This is a genomic window from Agromyces mediolanus, from assembly GCF_044917495.1.
In the GTDB taxonomy this organism is placed as follows: domain Bacteria; phylum Actinomycetota; class Actinomycetes; order Actinomycetales; family Microbacteriaceae; genus Agromyces; species Agromyces mediolanus_B.
In genome coordinates, this window is the sequence record NZ_JAVSSI010000003.1 from 346234 (window position 1) to 361373 (window position 15140).

15 protein-coding genes are annotated in these 15140 nt (G+C 72.0%); 2 read left to right on the top strand and 13 right to left on the bottom strand.

Annotation, left to right across the window (positions count from 1 at the left end; genetic code table 11):
• Positions 1-6 precede the first annotated feature (6 nt).
• From ROT00_RS06995 to rplU, 8 genes are all read right to left on the bottom strand, one after another.
• Positions 7-1038, bottom strand: coding sequence for a hypothetical protein (locus ROT00_RS06995; protein WP_404773456.1), 1032 nt, complete (start codon positions 1036-1038; stop codon positions 7-9).
• Positions 1035-1631, bottom strand: a complete 597-nt coding sequence (nadD, locus tag ROT00_RS07000; RefSeq protein WP_404773458.1) for a nicotinate-nucleotide adenylyltransferase — start codon at positions 1629-1631, stop codon at positions 1035-1037. Before nadD ends, ROT00_RS06995 begins: the two co-directional genes overlap by 4 nt.
• Positions 1632-1642: 11 nt before the next feature.
• Entirely contained in the window at positions 1643-1849 is a 207-nt protein-coding gene (locus tag ROT00_RS07005) for a hypothetical protein (protein WP_251202702.1), read from the bottom strand.
• Positions 1850-1931: 82 nt separating this feature from the next.
• The gene (locus ROT00_RS07010) at positions 1932-3194 is read right to left on the bottom strand and encodes a glutamate-5-semialdehyde dehydrogenase (protein WP_404773460.1); all 1263 of its coding nucleotides are present in this window, start codon (positions 3192-3194) and stop codon (positions 1932-1934) included.
• A 9-nt stretch (positions 3195-3203) separates the two neighbouring features.
• Positions 3204-4022 (bottom strand): glutamate 5-kinase, encoded by an 819-nt coding sequence (gene proB, locus ROT00_RS07015; protein WP_404773462.1) that lies wholly within the window; start codon positions 4020-4022, stop codon positions 3204-3206.
• Entirely contained in the window at positions 4019-5527 is a 1509-nt protein-coding gene (obgE, locus tag ROT00_RS07020; RefSeq protein ID WP_404773464.1) for a GTPase ObgE, read from the bottom strand. Before obgE ends, proB begins: the two co-directional genes overlap by 4 nt.
• Positions 5528-5609: 82 nt before the next feature.
• Positions 5610-5867 (bottom strand): 50S ribosomal protein L27, encoded by a 258-nt coding sequence (gene rpmA, locus ROT00_RS07025; RefSeq protein WP_189084976.1) that lies wholly within the window; start codon positions 5865-5867, stop codon positions 5610-5612.
• A 27-nt stretch (positions 5868-5894) separates the two neighbouring features.
• Complete coding sequence (gene rplU / locus ROT00_RS07030; RefSeq protein ID WP_189084975.1) at positions 5895-6203, bottom strand: 50S ribosomal protein L21; 309 nt, start codon at positions 6201-6203, stop codon at positions 5895-5897.
• A 244-nt stretch (positions 6204-6447) separates the two neighbouring features.
• Between rplU and ROT00_RS07035 the strand changes: the two genes are divergently transcribed.
• Positions 6448-6732, top strand: coding sequence for a DUF4031 domain-containing protein (locus ROT00_RS07035; RefSeq protein WP_404773467.1), 285 nt, complete (start codon positions 6448-6450; stop codon positions 6730-6732).
• A gap of 9 nt (positions 6733-6741) precedes the next feature.
• On the opposite strand, the gene ROT00_RS07040 is transcribed toward ROT00_RS07035, so the two are convergent.
• On the bottom strand, positions 6742-9360 hold the full coding sequence (locus tag ROT00_RS07040) for an Rne/Rng family ribonuclease (RefSeq protein ID WP_404773469.1): 2619 nt from the start codon (positions 9358-9360) through the stop codon (positions 6742-6744).
• A gap of 346 nt (positions 9361-9706) precedes the next feature.
• Here ROT00_RS07040 and ROT00_RS07045 point away from each other — a divergent pair, with 346 nt between their 5' ends.
• Complete coding sequence (locus ROT00_RS07045; RefSeq protein ID WP_404773471.1) at positions 9707-10333, top strand: vitamin K epoxide reductase family protein; 627 nt, start codon at positions 9707-9709, stop codon at positions 10331-10333.
• A gap of 81 nt (positions 10334-10414) precedes the next feature.
• Here ROT00_RS07045 and ndk read toward each other — a convergent pair whose 3' ends face one another.
• From ndk to ROT00_RS07065, 4 genes are all read right to left on the bottom strand, one after another.
• Positions 10415-10837 carry a nucleoside-diphosphate kinase gene (gene ndk / locus ROT00_RS07050; RefSeq protein WP_404773473.1) on the bottom strand — a complete coding sequence of 141 codons (423 nt, stop codon included), beginning with the start codon at positions 10835-10837 and terminating at the stop codon, positions 10415-10417.
• Positions 10834-11208 (bottom strand): DUF4233 domain-containing protein, encoded by a 375-nt coding sequence (locus ROT00_RS07055; RefSeq protein ID WP_404773475.1) that lies wholly within the window; start codon positions 11206-11208, stop codon positions 10834-10836. The genes ndk and ROT00_RS07055 overlap by 4 nt, the downstream gene beginning before the upstream one ends.
• Positions 11205-12578: a bifunctional folylpolyglutamate synthase/dihydrofolate synthase gene (locus ROT00_RS07060; RefSeq protein ID WP_404773477.1), complete on the bottom strand. Its 1374-nt coding sequence runs from the start codon at positions 12576-12578 to the stop codon at positions 11205-11207. The genes ROT00_RS07055 and ROT00_RS07060 overlap by 4 nt, the downstream gene beginning before the upstream one ends.
• Positions 12575-15140: isoleucine--tRNA ligase (locus ROT00_RS07065; RefSeq protein ID WP_404773479.1), on the bottom strand; the 2566-nt coding region annotated here is incomplete at its 5' end. The genes ROT00_RS07065 and ROT00_RS07060, both read right to left, overlap by 4 nt.

Sequence of the window (15140 nt, forward strand, 5' to 3'; positions counted from 1 at the left end):
GGTCGCTCAGAACAGCCGGAAGACGGCGCCGATGACGAGGGTGGCGACGACGCCGAGGGCGAGGACGCCGGCGGTGATCGCCAGGACGAGGGGCACGTTCGCGCCGTCCTTCTTCGGCGGCGCCATCATCTGCTTGGAGTGCGTCTGGGTGCTGATCGCCTTGGTGGCCGAGACCGGCGCGACACCGGCGGTCGCGGCGTCCTCGACGTGGTCGAGGAGCCGGTCGATGTCCGAGGAGTCGACCTGGCTCGGGTGGACGCCCGTCGCGCCGTAGCTGCGCGGGAGATCGATCGACCCGGTGACGATCACGTCGTCGCCGGCGTTCGCGGGCGGCATGATCGTGGCGCCGTCCGGGAGAGACGGCAGGATGAGCGCGTTCGTCGTGGTCGGGACGCCGCGCGACACCCCGCCGCGACTGAGCAGCTGGTCGAACGGCTCCGCCTCGGCGTCGTCGTCGGCCTGCATCTGCAGGCTCCAGTGACCGGTGTTGGTGGCCGGCTCGGCGGATGCGTCGGACGCGGTCGGACGAACCGACGTCGCCGTGGAATCGGACTCCTCGGCGATGGGCGGTGCGGGCCTGGCCGGGGCGGACGGCGCCGGCGTGGCGCTCGATCGAGCGGCGCTCGGAGCCGGGTCGTCGATCGCCTCGGCGTCGTCGACCTCGTCGAGCTGGTGCGAGTCGAGCATCGCGCGGAGCTCGCGCCGGGTGAGCGTGCGCTCCGGCGTGCCGCGCGAACCGGGCTGAGCGGATGCCGGTCGAGGCCCGCCGGGCTCGGCCGACGCGGCATCCTGGACCGCCGGCTTGGCGGGCGGCGGCGCGAAGGCGCTCGGACCGGTCTGGACGACGCGCTGCGGGGCCGCGGGGACCGGGACGGGCGGGGCCGCAGGCTTCGTCGTCGCGGGAGGTGTCGCGGGTTCGGCCGCGGGCGTGGGACCGGACTCCGGGGCGCGCTCCGCACCGCCGGCCGCCTGCTCCTGCAGCAGCCGCTCGCGCTCACGCGCCTCGCGCCGAGTCAGCGGCGGATCCTGCGACGTCATTCGACACTCCGATACAGATGGTGCTTCGAGATGTACTGGACGACACCGTCGGGCACCAGATACCACACCGGGAATCCCCGGTTCACGCGGTCTCGGCAGTCGGTCGAGGAAATCGACAGCGCCGGAACCTCCAACAAGCTTACGTCCTGCTCCGGGAGCCCGGAAACGGAGAGCACATGCCCGGGCCTCGTCACCGCCACGAAGTGCGCCAGCTCCCAGAGCTCCGAGACGTCCTTCCAGGAGAGGATCTGCGCGATCGCGTCGGCGCCCGAGATGAAGAACAGATCGGCGTCCGGACGCTGCGCGCGGATGTCCCGCAGGGTGTCGATCGTGTAGGTCGGCTTGCCTCGGTCGAGGTCGACCCGGCTCACGGTGAACCGCGGATTCGAGGCTGTCGCGACGACCGTCATGAGGTACCGGTGCTCGGCCGGAGTGACGACCGTCTTGTACGTCGGCTCCCCCGTCGGCACGAAGACCACCTCGTCGAGATCGAAGGACTGGGCGACCTCGCTCGCGGCCACCAGGTGACCGTGGTGGATCGGATCGAAGGTACCGCCCATGACCCCCACTCTGGGGCGGCGATCACCGCTCATTCCGAGGCCCCTCAGTGACCGCCGTGCTCGCTCCCGCCGTGGCGCTTCGCGTATGCCTCGGCCTTCGAGCGGTGACGGTTCGCCACGTCGCGGTAGGAGTACGTCACGATGCCGAGCGCGAAGAACACGATGAGCGCGATGAGCCCGTACACGTAGGTCTCGACGGGGAGCTCCCGCGCGTGCACCGTCTCGGCGAAAACAACGGCCATCAGGCTCATTCGTGGAATCCTTTCGTTGCCCGCACGGGATTCGCGCGGAACGCTCCGTCCAGTCTACCGAGTACGGAGACGGTTCGACGGATCAGCCGCGCACGTGCCCCGCGCCCCGGACCAGCCATTTGGTGCTGGTGAGCTGCGGGAGTCCCATCGGCCCGCGCGCGTGGAGCTTCTGCGTCGAGATGCCGACCTCCGCGCCGAAGCCGAACTCCGCGCCGTCGGTGAAGCGCGTCGAGGCGTTCACCATGACGGCGGCCGCGTCGACCTCCTCGAGGAAGCGCTCCGCATTCGCCAGATCGTTCGTCACGATCGACTCGGTGTGCTTCGTGGAGTAGCGGCGGATGTGCTCGAGCGCGTCGTCGAGCGAGTCGACGACACCGACCGAGAGTTCGAGGCTCATGTGCTCGGTCGCCCAGTCCTCCTCGGCCACGGGCGCGAGGTCGGGACGCAGGGCGCGAACGGACTCGTCGGCGTGGACGGTCACGCCCGCGGCCTCCAGCCGCGCGAGCACGGGAGGCAGCAGTCGCTCCGCGGCGGCGCGGTGGACGAGCAGCGTCTCGAGCGCGTTGCAGACGCTCGGGCGCTGCACCTTCGCGTTGTGGACGAGCTCGACCGACCAGTCCTCCCGCGCGCTCTCGTCGAGGAACATGTGGACGACGCCGGCGCCCGTCTCGATGACCGGCACCTTCGCCTGCTCGACGACGGCGCGGATGAGCCCGGCGCTCCCCCGCGGGATCAGCACGTCGACGTAGTCGCGCGCCTGCATGAGGTGGGTGGCGCCGTCGCGGCCGAAGTCGTCGACCGTCTGCACGGCGTCGCCGGGGAGCCCGGCGGCGTCGAGCGCATCGCGGAGCAGTCGCACGAGCACCGCGTTCGTGCGCTCCGCCGCGCTGCCGCCGCGGAGCACGACGGCGTTGCCGCTCTTCAGTGCGAGCACCGCGATGTCGATCGTGACGTTCGGGCGCGCCTCGTAGATCGCGCCGACGACGCCGAGCGGGACCCGCACCTGGTCGATGCGCACGCCGTTCGGCAGGGAGCGACCGCTCACGGACTCGCCCACCGGATCGTCGAGCCCGATGACCTCGAGCACCGCGTCGGCGATGGCGCCGATGCGCCGCTCGTCGAGGGTCAGCCGATCCAGCAGTCCGGTCGAGAGCCCCTGGGCGCGGCCGGCCTCGAGATCGCCGGCGTTCGCCGCCACGATCTCGTCGACCCGCTCGCGGAGCAGACGCGAGACCTGCTCGAGCGCGCCGTCCTTCGTGGCGGTCGTGGCGCGGCCGAGCGCGCGGGAGGCATCCTTCGCCGCCGCGAAGCGGCCGTCGAGCACCTGCAGATCGAGATCGGGCATGCCCCAAGCCTAGGCGAGGGCGGCCGCCTCGGCGCTCGTGTGACGCCCCGGGCCGGGGTCGAACCAGGTGCCGACATCGTCGCCCGCCAGCGCGCGGTCGACGAGCGGCGTCGCCGTGATCAGCACCGCAGTGCCCGCCTCCGCCGCGATGCGCGCCGCGGAGACCTTCGTCTCCGCGCCGCCGGTGCCGACGCCGGCCCGGCCGGCCGAGCCGATCTCGACGCCGTCGAGGGCGTCGCCGAACGGGACGCGCGCGATCCGCTCCGCCCCGGGCAGGTGCGGCGGCTTCGTGTAGAGGGCGTCGACGTCGGAGAGGAGCACGAGGAGCTCGGCCCCGATCAGCTGCGCGACGAGGGCCGCGAGGCGGTCGTTGTCGCCGAAGCGGATCTCGTGCGTGGCGACGGTGTCGTTCTCGTTCACGATCGGGAGGATGCGGAGGTCGAGGAGCCGCTCCATGGCCCGCTGCGCGTTCGAGCGGTGCGTCGCGTTCTCCAGGTCTCCGGCGGTGAGCAGCACCTGCCCGGCGACGATGCCGTAGCGATCGAGCGACTGCTGGTACCGGAAGACCAGGAGGTTCTGACCGACGGATGCCGCGGCCTGTTGGGTGGCGAGGTCGTCGGGCCGGGCGTCGAGCTTCAAGTAGGGCATGCCCGTCGCGATCGCGCCCGAGGAGACGAGCACGACCTCGGCGCCGCGGCCGTAGGCCGAGGCGAGCGCATCCACGAGCGGCGCGATCTGCCCGGCGTTGTCGCCGCTGATGGACGAGGAGCCGACCTTCACGACGATCCGGGTCGCAGCGCCGATGTCGCGGCGGTCGAGCGGGGTCATCCCTGGTCCTCGTCGGACCAGATGCCGGCCTCCCGCTCGCGCTCGAGCTCGGCGCGGGCCTCGGCCTTCGCGTCCATGCGGTCGTGGTAGTCGCTCCGGCGCTCGGCCCGCGTCGCGCGCCGGCCGTCGTCGAACCGGGCGTCGGTGCCGCGCGGGGAGGTGATGAGCTCGGCGGTGGAGGTGAGCGTCGGCTCCCAGTCGAAGACGATCCCGGCGCCGGGTCCGATTACGACGGCCGATCCGGCCGTCGCGCCCGCACGGACGAGCTCGTCCTCGACGCCGAGCCGGGCGAGCCGGTCGGCCAGGTAGCCGACGGCCTCGTCGTTCGCGAAGTCGGTCTGGGCCACCCAGCGCTCGGGCTTCGCCCCGATCACGCGGTAGATGGTGCCGTAACTGCCGCCCTCGGGCCGGACGACGAACTCGGGTGCGTTGACGGCCCGCGGGCGGATGACGATCCGCTCCGGCTCGGGCGCGGCCGCGGCCCGGGCGCGCTCCTCGTCGACGACGGCGCCGAGCGCGAAGCCGAGCGCGCGGAGGCCCTCGTGGCTCACCGTCGAGATCTCGAAGACGCGGTAGCCGCGCGCTTCGAGCTCGGGCTTCACGAAGTCGGCGAGCTCCTTGGCCTCGGGCACGTCGACCTTGTTCAGGGCGACGAGCTGCGGGCGCTCGAGCAGCGGCAGCTGCCCCTCGGGCACCGGATAGGCGGCGAGCTCCGCGAGGATGACGTCGAGATCGGTGAGGGGATCGCGTCCGGGATCGAGCGTCGCGCAGTCGAGCACGTGCAGGAGGGCCGAGCAGCGCTCGACGTGACGGAGGAACTCCAGGCCGAGGCCCTTGCCCTCGCTCGCGCCCTCGATGAGCCCGGGCACGTCGGCGACGGTGAAGCGGTGGTCGCCGGCCTCGACGACGCCGAGGTTCGGGTGCAGCGTGGTGAACGGGTAGTCGGCGATCTTCGGTCGCGCGGCCGACATCGCGGCGATGAGGCTCGACTTGCCCGCGGAGGGGAACCCGACGAGCGCGACGTCGGCGATCGTCTTCAGCTCGAGGACGATCTCGCCCTCGAAGCCGGGCGTGCCGAGGAGCGCGAATCCGGGCGCCTTGCGCTTGTTCGTCGCGAGCGCCGCGTTGCCGAGGCCGCCCTGGCCGCCCTGGGCCGCGACGAAGCGCATCCCGGGCTCGGCGAGGTCGACGAGCTCCTCGCCCGCCTCGTTCTTCACGACGGTGCCGACCGGCACCGGGAGGATCACGTCCTCCCCGGTGACGCCCGAGCGGTTGTCGCCCATGCCGGGCTGACCGTTCGGCGAGGTGCGGTGCGGACGTCCGTGGTAGGTCAGGAGCGTCGTCACCTGCGGATCGGCGACCAGCACGATATCGCCGCCGTCGCCCCCGTTGCCGCCGTCGGGGCCCGCGAGGGGCTTGAACTTCTCCCGACGGACCGAGACGCAGCCGTTGCCTCCGTGGCCGGCGCGCACGAACAGGCGCACCTCATCGACGAAGCTGACCATGCTGCGCCATCCTCTCTCCGAGCTCTGCTCGGAAACACGTGAGGGCGAGCCGAAGCCCGCCCTCACGAGATAGTGCGATCGACTATTCGCCGACCGCCACGATGTTGACGACCTTGCGGCCGCCCTTCGCGCCGAACTCGACCGCACCCGCCTCGAGGGCGAACAGGGTGTCGTCGCCGCCACGGCCGACGTTCGCGCCGGGGTGGAAGTGGGTGCCGCGCTGGCGGACGATGATCTCGCCGGCCTTCACGACCTGGCCGCCGAAGCGCTTCACGCCGAGGCGCTGGGCGTTCGAGTCACGACCGTTGCGAGTGGAGCTCGCTCCCTTTTTGTGTGCCATGTCAGTCTCTCCTTGCGAGCCTGGTCGTTACTTGATGCCGGTGACCTTGACGCGCGTGAGCTCCTGACGGTGGCCCTGGCGCTTCTTGTAGCCGGTCTTGTTCTTGAACTTCTGGATCACGATCTTCGGGCCGCGCAGGTCCTCGAGGACCTCGGCGGTGACCGTGACCTTCGCGAGCGACTTGGCGTCGGAGGTGATCTTGTCGCCGTCGACGAGGAGGACCGGGACGAGCTGGACCTTGCCGTCCTCGCCCGCCTTGACGCGGTCCATCGTCACGATGGTGCCGACTTCGACCTTCTCCTGCCGACCGCCGGCGCGCACTACTGCGTAAACCACTACTCGTACCTAACTCCGGGGAGCCTCGAGGGCTCCGTCTGTCTCATGGGATGTCACTGCGCGGTCGCCCCAGCGGGAAAAGAAGGGTGATGACTGCCAGAAAACTGTCGGGCACGCCGGGATAAGCGGCGGCACCAACGGTCGAGTTTACCGGATGCCGCAGAGCCTCGCAAACACGCGGGCCCGGCGAGTCCGAAGGGCGGCGATGGGCCGCCGGGAGCGGCACGAGGCATAGGATCGGCGCATGACCGTCCTCATCGACACGCCGATGTGGCCGAAGCACGGCACGGTGTGGGCGCACCTCGTGAGCGACGTCTCGATCGCCGAGCTGCAGGCCTTCGCCGAGCGCACCGGCCTGCCGCCGCGCGGCTTCGATCTCGACCACTACGACGTGCCCGCCGAGCGCTACGAGGAGCTCGTGGCGGCCGGGGCCGTGCCCGTCGAGCCGCGCGAACTGGTTCGACGGCTCCGCGCGAGCGGGCTGCGGGTCACACCGAGGGAGCGCCGGGAGCGCCGCGCCTCGGCGTGACCCGATCGATCAGTCGTCCTGGGGGCGGGTGATCACCGGCGACTCGCCGCCGGCGCTCGACGCCGTGCTCACCCGGCGGCTGCGGGCGCGGCCCTCGCCGGCCTTCTTCGGGGCCGGCAGCGCGTCGAGGACCGAGTCGAGCAGGTTGCCCGCATCGACGGGGGTGCTCGGCCTCGTGCGCACGGGCGCCTCGGGCAGCTCGATCACGGGGACCGCGGGAGCGGATCCGGCCTCGGCGGAAGCGGCACGGCTCGGGTCGCCGCTGCGCTCGCGCTCCTCGCGCGCCGGGCGCGCGTCGCCGGTCTCGGCGATCGTGCCGCTCTCCTGCTCCCCCGCCTGCGCACCGCCGCTCGCACGGCGGCGGCCGCGGCGGCGCGACGCCCGAGGCTCGGCCGCGGCCGGCTGCTGGGCCTCCGCCGCGGTGTCCGCCTCGCGCTGCTCGCCGCCCGAGATGGTCGATGCGGCGATCTGGGCGAGGGCGTGCTTCGCGTCCTCGGTGATGCCGTGGGTGCCCGCGGCACCGGCCTTGGGCTCCGCGGACGCCTGCGACGTCTCGCGCTGCTGCCCGCCGCCGTTCCCGCCGCCGTTGCCGCCCCGGCCGCGGCGGCGTTCCACCTGCTGCTGCGGGGCGCGGTGCCGGAAGATCGGCTCGTGATGCACGATGATGCCGCGGCCCGCGCACGTCTCGCACGGCTCGCTGAAGGACTCGAGCAGCCCGAGACCGAGCTTCTTCCTGGTCATCTGGACGAGGCCGAGCGAGGTCACCTCGGCGACCTGGTGCTTCGTGCGGTCACGCGAGAGGCACTCGATGAGCCGGCGGAGCACGAGATCGCGGTTGGACTCGAGCACCATGTCGATGAAGTCGACCACGATGATGCCGCCGATGTCGCGCAGCCGGAGCTGACGCACGATCTCCTCGGCCGCCTCGAGGTTGTTCTTCGTGACGGTCTCCTCGAGGTTGCCGCCGGAACCGACGAACTTGCCCGTGTTGACGTCGACCACGGTCATGGCCTCGGTGCGGTCGATGACGAGCGAGCCGCCCGACGGCAGCCAGACCTTGCGGTCGAGCGCCTTCTCGATCTGCTCGGAGATGCGGAACTCGTCGAACGCGTCCTTGTCGCCCGAGTACGCCTCGACGCGCTCGAGGAGGTCGGGGGCGACCTGCCGGAGGTAGCGCTCGATGGTCTCGCGCGCCTCGTCTCCCGAGATGATCATCTTCTGGAAGTCCTCGTTGAAGACGTCGCGGACGATCTTGATGAGGAGGTCGGGCTCGGAGTGCAGGAGCGCGGGCGCCTGCACCTTCTCGAGCGTCGAGGAGATGTCGGCCCACTGGGAGATCAGGCGGTTCACGTCGAGGGTCAGCTGCTCCTCGGTGGCGCCCTCGGCGGCGGTGCGCACGATGACCCCCTGGTTCTCGGGCAGCACCTCCTTCAGGATCTTCTTCAGGCGAGCGCGCTCGGTGTCGGGCAGCTTCCGGCTGATGCCGTTCATCGAGCCGTTCGGCACGTACACGAGGTAGCGACCGGGCAGCGAGATCTGGCTGGTGAGCCGCGCGCCCTTGTGCCCGACCGGGTCCTTCGTGACCTGCACGAGCACGCGGTCGCCCGGCTTCAGGGCGAGCTCGATGCGGCGGGGCTGGTTCTTCTCGCCGTTCTCGGCGGCGGCCTCCCAGTCGACCTCGCCGGAGTAGAGCACGGCGTTGCGGCCGCGGCCGATGTCGACGAAGGCGGCCTCCATGCTCGGGAGCACGTTCTGCACGCGACCGAGGTAGACGTTGCCGATGAGCGAGGCGTCCTGGTTGCGGGCGACGTAGTGCTCGACGAGCACGTTGTCCTCGAGGACGCCGATCTGGATGCGTCCGCCCTTCTGGCGGATGACCATCTGCCGGTCGACGGCCTCGCGGCGGGCGAGGAACTCCGACTCGGTGATCACGGCACGGCGACGGCCGGCGTCGCGGCCGTCGCGGCGGCGCTGCTTCTTCGCCTCGAGCCGGGTCGAGCCCTTGACCTTCTGCGGCTCGGTGATGAGCTCCGGCTCGCGGGGCTTGCGCACCTTCACGACGTTGTTCGCCGGCGCGTCGCCGTTCGAGCGCGTGTCCTCGCCGCTGCGGCGGCGGGTCCGACGGCGGACGCTTGAGGAGTCGTCGCCGTCGCCGTCCGAGTCGGGCTCCGTGCGCTCGGGCACGACGAGCACCGGCGGGGCGCGGAAGATCAGGGAGGTCGTCGAGATCGGACCCGTGATCGGCCGCAGCTCGGCGGCCGGCTCAGGCTCCGGCTCGGCCGCGGCGACCGGGGCGTCGTCCGCCGCGGACTCGGCGGTCTGAGCGTCGTCGGGTGCGCTCGCGGGCGCCGCCTCGACCGGGGCCGACGAGGCCTCGGGCTCGCCGGAGCCCGTGTCGACGGTCGGCGGCGTCACCGCGACATCCGTCGCTGTGTCGACCGCCGGAGCGCTCGGTGCGTCGACCGCAGCCGGCTGCTCGGCGGCGGACGCCTCCGCGGCAGCGGGCTCCTCGACGCGCGGCCCGAGCGTCGCTCGCCGACCGCCTCGTCGGGAGCCGAACAGCCCTCCGAGTCGCTTCGACCCGCGGCCGGGTTCGTTCGTGGGGTTCTCGTTGTTGCCTTCCACCATCTCTGGTGCACTCCTACACCGGTGGCCCGACCTCGTCGGCCGGCCTCCGTACTCCTCGGAGCGGTCCCGTTCCGGGTGACCGCCAAATCTTCTCTGCGACCGGACGGCAGCTGCCGCGGCCGCGACATGCGGCGGGTTCGCCGCGTCTCGGATGCCTGGGCATCCTCAAAGCCTTCGCCGGCGCCGGACCAGGGTGGTCGGAACCGACTTCCCTCCGATTATCGCACGCTCGTCGCCGCTGAGGTGGAATCCCCCGCGCGACGCGCCACGTCGACCCGGCCGGTGCGCCCCCGGCGCTGCCCGGCGCTGGCAGCCTCCAGCCGTGGCGGCGTGCCAGAATACGACCATGCCCGACTCCGCTCGCCGCACGCGCCCGATCGGCCTCGCCGTCTGCCTCCTCGTCGCCGGCGCCCTCGGGCTGCTCGCCGCCTGGGAGCTCTCGGTCGAGAAGGTGCTGACGCTCATCGACCCGACGCACGTGCCGAACTGCAACGTCGGCGTGCTCGTCGGCTGCGCGACGAACCTCGAGTCCTGGCAGGGCTCGGTGTTCGGATTCCCGAACCCCTTCATCGGCGTGGCCGCGTGGTCGGTCGTCATCACGATCGCCGTGGGCATCCTCGCCGGCGCCCGCTTCGCCCGCTGGTTCTGGCTCGGGCTCAACGTCGGGGTCGCCGGCGCGCTCGTCTTCGTCGGCTGGCTCATCTACCAGAGCATCTACGTGCTCGACGTGCTCTGCCCGTGGTGCATGCTCACCTGGGCGGTCACCATCCCGACGTTCTGGGTGGTCACGCTGCACAACCTCCGGGAGGGGAACATCCCGGCCTCGGCCAGGGTGAAGCGGCTCGCCGCGTCCTGGTTCGGCTGGATTCCGCTCATCACGATCGTCTGCTACGCGATCGTCATCTTCCTCGCGCAGGTGCAGATGGACGCCATCCCGCGCGTGATCCTCGACCTGCAGAACTTCTTCCGCTGAGCCGCTCCCCTCGAGGAGGCCGCGGAACGCCGAACGGCGGGGTGACGATCGTCACCCCGCCGTTCGCGTCGATGTGAGCGCTCAGCCGAACCAGAGCGCGAGCTCGCGCTCGGCCGACTCGACCGAGTCCGAGCCGTGCACGAGGTTCTGCTGCACCTTCAGGCCCCAGTCGCGGCCGAAGTCGCCGCGGATGGTGCCGGGGGCGGCGGTCGTCGGGTCGGTGGTGCCCGCGAGCGAGCGGAAGCCCTCGATCACCCGGTTGCCGGCGACGCGGATGGCGACGGTCGGCCCGGACTGCATGAACTCGATGAGCGGCTCGTAGAAGGGCTTGCCCTCGTGCTCCTCGTAGTGCTTCGCGAGCAGCTCGCGATCGGCCTGGACGAGGCGGATGTCGACGAGCGAGTAGCCCTTCGCCTCGATCCGGCGGAGGATCTCGCCCGTGAGGTTGCGGGCCACTCCGTCGGGCTTCACCAGCACGAGGGTCTCTTCGATGACGGTGGTCATTCCTGTTCCTTCCCGGCGGCGTAGGCCGCACGTTCCCGATCGATGCGCGCGCCGGTGACCATGCAGTACCACCACATGCCGCCGAAGAGCGCGCCGACGAAGTACATCGCCGGGTTCACGAGCCCGGCGGCGATGATGAGGGCCTGGATGGCCCAGCCGAGTCCGTAGCCCCAGCCGAAGCGGAGGCCGCCGATCGCGGCGACGAGGCCGACGAGGATGACCCCGCCGGTGACGAGCGCCGCCCACGCCGGCAGGCCGAACGGCCCGCCCTCCGGCGGCGTCAGGCCCCAGAGCACGAGCGCGGCGAGGAAGACGACGATCGTCTCGAAGCCGAGGACGATGGACGCGAGGCTCCGGCGGACGGACGTCATGCGAGCCACCCCCGATCGGCGGCGATCGCCATGGCCTCGCCGACGAGCACGATGGATCCGGCGACGAGCACGCCGCGACGATCGCTCTCGGCGGCCCAGTCGCGGGCGAGGTCGAGCGCGTCGTCGAGCCGCGGAGCGAGCTGCACCCGCTCGGCGCCCACGGCGTTCGCGACGGCGGCGGCCAGCGGTTCGGCGGGCTGCGCACGCTCGGAGTCGGGCTGCGTGACGATGAACCCGGCGCCGTTCGCGGCGAGTTCGCGGGCGATGCCGACCGCGTCCTTGTCGCCGAGCACGCCGAAGACGACGACGAGCTCGTCGAGGTCGAACGACTCGTCGAGGGCCGCGACGAGCGCGCGGGCGCCGTGCGGGTTGTGGGCGGCGTCGACGAGCATCGTCGGCTGCTGCCCGATGAGCTGCAGCCGGCCGGGCGAGCTGGCCGCGGCGAGGCCGTCGCGCAGCGCGTCCTCCGAGAGGCCAGTGGAGCCGCCGCCGAGGAACGCCTCGACCGCGGCGATCGCCACGGCGGCGTTCTGGGCCTGGTGCGCGCCGAACAGCGGGAGCACGAGGTCGCGGTACTCCCCCGCGAGCCCGCGCACCGAGACGAGCTGACCGCCGACCGCCGGGCGCCGTTCGAGCACGGCGAAGGCCTCGCCCTCGACGGCGAGGCTCGACTCGGTCAGCTCCGCCGCACGACGGAGCTCGGCGAGCGCCTCCGGCTGCTGCGCCGCCGACACGACGGACGCCGCAGGCTTGATGATCCCGGCCTTCGTGCGGGCGATCTCCGCGACCGTCGCGCCGAGCTTCGACTGGTGGTCGAGGTCGATCGGGGTGATGACCGCGACCTGGCCGTCGGCGACGTTCGTGGAGTCCCACTCGCCGCCCATGCCCACCTCGAGCACGACGACGTCGACGGGCGCGTCGGCGAAGCACGCGAAGGCGAGCACGGTCATGGTCTCGAAGAAGGTCAGCGGCGGTTCGCCGGCGCCGACGAGCTCGGCGTCCACGATCGCGAGGTACGGCTCGATCTCCGCCCAGTTGCGGGCGATCGCCTCGTCGGAGATCGGCTCGCCGTCGATGAGGATGCGCTCGGTGAAGCGCTCGAGGTGCGGGCTCGTCAGCATCCCGGTGCGGAGCCCGTAGGCGCCGAGGATGCTCGCGATCATCCGGCTCGTCGAGGTCTTGCCGTTCGTGCCGGTGAGGTGGATGACCGGGGCCGCCCGGTGCGGGTCGCCCAGGAGCTCGACGGCTCGCCGGGTCGCGCCGAGGCGCCGCTCGGGGGCGGCCTCGCCGACGCGCTCGAGGAGCGCCGCGTAGACGGCGTCCGCCGCGTCGCGGGCCTCCTCGTCGAAGTCGTCGTATCCCTCGCTCATGCGCGCGTCACCTCGATCTCGACCACCGTGCCGCCGGCGAGCGGCTTCGCCGCGCTGTCGGCGGGCAGGGGCAGCAGCTCGACCGCCGTCGCGAGCGTCTCGCCCGCGATGAGCTCCAGGTGCCGCTCCGCAGCCGCCGCACCGGCGTCGTCGAGTCGCAGCTCGAGCCGGATGCGGTCGCCCACCTCGAGACCGGCCGCCTTCCGGGCGTCCTGCACCGCGCGGACGAGGTCGCGGGCGACGCCTTCCGCCTCCAGCTCGGCCGTGACGGCCGTGTCGAGCATGACGAAGCCGCCGTCGGCGAGCAGCCCGAGCGCGGTCTCGCCGTCGGCGCTGCCGCCGGCCTCGAGCACGAGCTCGTACTCCCCCGCTTCGAGCGCGATGCCGCCCGCGACGACCCCGTCGGCCGCGACCGACCAGTCGCCGTTCCGTGCGGCCTGGATCGCCTGCTGCACCTGCTTGCCGAGGCGCGGCCCCGCGGCCCGGGCGTTCACCGTGAGCCGCTTCTCGATGCCGAAGGCCTCGGCGCTGTCGGCGGCGAGGGCGACGATCTCGACGGCCTTCACGTTCAGCTCGTCGCGCAGGATGCCCTCGAACGGCGCCAGGGCGGCGGCATCCGCCGTGACCACCGTGAGCTTCGCGAGCGGGAGCCGCACCCGCCGGCCCGCCTGCTTCCGCAGTGCGAGCGCGACGCCGGTGATCTCGCGGACGGCGTCCATCGCGGCGACGAGCTCGGCGTCGGCCGGGAACTCCTCTGCGTCGGGCCAGTCGGCGAGGTGCACGCTGCGGCCGCCGGTCAGGTCCTTCCACACCCGCTCGCTGACGAGCGGCAGGAGCGGCGCGGTGAGGCGCGTCAGCGTCTCGAGCACGGTGTACAGCGTGTCGAACGCCTCGGCGCCCGAGTCGTCGGCCTCCACGCCCGTCCAGAAGCGGTCGCGGGAGCGGCGCACGTACCAGTTCGTCAGCACGTCGCCGAAGTCGCGCAGCTTCTGCGCCGCGAGCGGCGAGTCGAAGGCCTCGAGGTCGGTGGTGACGGCCTCGACGAGGTCGCGGAGCTTCGCGAGGAGATAGCGGTCGAGCACGTCGGTCGAGGCGGTCGACCGGGATGCCTCGTAGCCGCCCTCGCGCGCCGTGTTGGCGTAGAGCGAGAAGAAGTACCAGGTGCTCCAGAGCGGCAGCATGAGCTGGCGCACGCCCTCGCGGATGCCCTCCTCGGTGACGACGAGGTTGCCGCCGCGCAGCACGGAGCTCGACATCAGGAACCAGCGCATGGCGTCGGAGCCGTCGCGGTCGAAGACCTCGTTGACGTCGGGGTAGTTGCGCAGCGACTTCGACATCTTCTGGCCGTCGCTGCCGAGCACGATGCCGTGGCTCACGACGTTGCGGTACGCCGGCCGGTCGAAGAGCGCGGTGGAGAGCACGTGCATGACGTAGAACCAGCCGCGGGTCTGCCCGATGTACTCGACGATGAAGTCGGCTGGGTGGTGCGTGTCGAACCACTCGCGGTTCTCGAACGGGTAGTGCACCTGTGCGAACGGCATCGAGCCGGAGTCGAACCAGACGTCGAGCACGTCGGGGATGCGCCGCATCGTGCTGCGACCCGTCGGGTCGTCGGGGTTCGGTCGGGTCAGCTCGTCGATGTACGGCCGGTGCAGGTCGGGCTCGCCGGCGGCGTTCAGGGGCAGGCGGCCGAAGTCGCGCTCGAGCTCGGCGAGCGAGCCGTAGACGTCCGTGCGCGGGTACGCGGGGTCGTCGCTCTTCCACACCGGGATCGGCGAGCCGAAGTAGCGGTTGCGGCTGACCGACCAGTCGCGCGCGCCCGCGACCCACTTGCCGAACTGGCCGTCCTTCACGTTCTCCGGCACCCAGGTGATCTCCTGGTTCAGCTCGCCCATGCGGTCGCGGAACTCCGGCACGCGGATGAACCAGCTCGAGACGGCCTTGTAGATGAGCGGGTTCCGGCAGCGCCAGCAGTGCGGGTAGGAGTGCTCGTAGCTCGCCTGACGGAGCAGTCGCCCCTCGGCCTTCAGCAACTGCGTGAGCGGCTTGTTCGCGTCGCTCCAGAGCTGCCCGGCGACGTCGCTCACCTCGGGCAGGAAACGGCCGGCGTCGTCGAGGGAGAGGATGACCGGGATGCCGGCCGCCTCGCAGACGCGCTGGTCCTCCTCGCCGTAGGCGGGGGCCTGGTGGACGATGCCCGTGCCGTCCTCGGTCGTGACGTAGTCGGCGACGAGGATCCGCCAGGCCTGCTCCAGCCCCCATTCCTCGACGTCGGCGTAGTAGTCGAAGAGCCGGTCGTAGCTCACGCCCTCGAGCTCGGCGCCGCGCACCGTGCGGCTGACCGCCGCGCGGGCCTCCTCGGCGCTCGCGTAGCCGAGCTCCTTCGCGTAGTTGCCGACGAGGTCGATCGCGATGAGGTACTCGGCGCCGAGCACCTCGGGCGGGGCGCCCGCGCCGTCCGCGGCCTCGCGCAGCACCGTCGCGTCGGGCGTTCCTGCGGGGCCGGCGGGGACGACGGCGTACTCGATGTCGGGGCCCACCGCGAGCGCGAAGTTCGTCGGC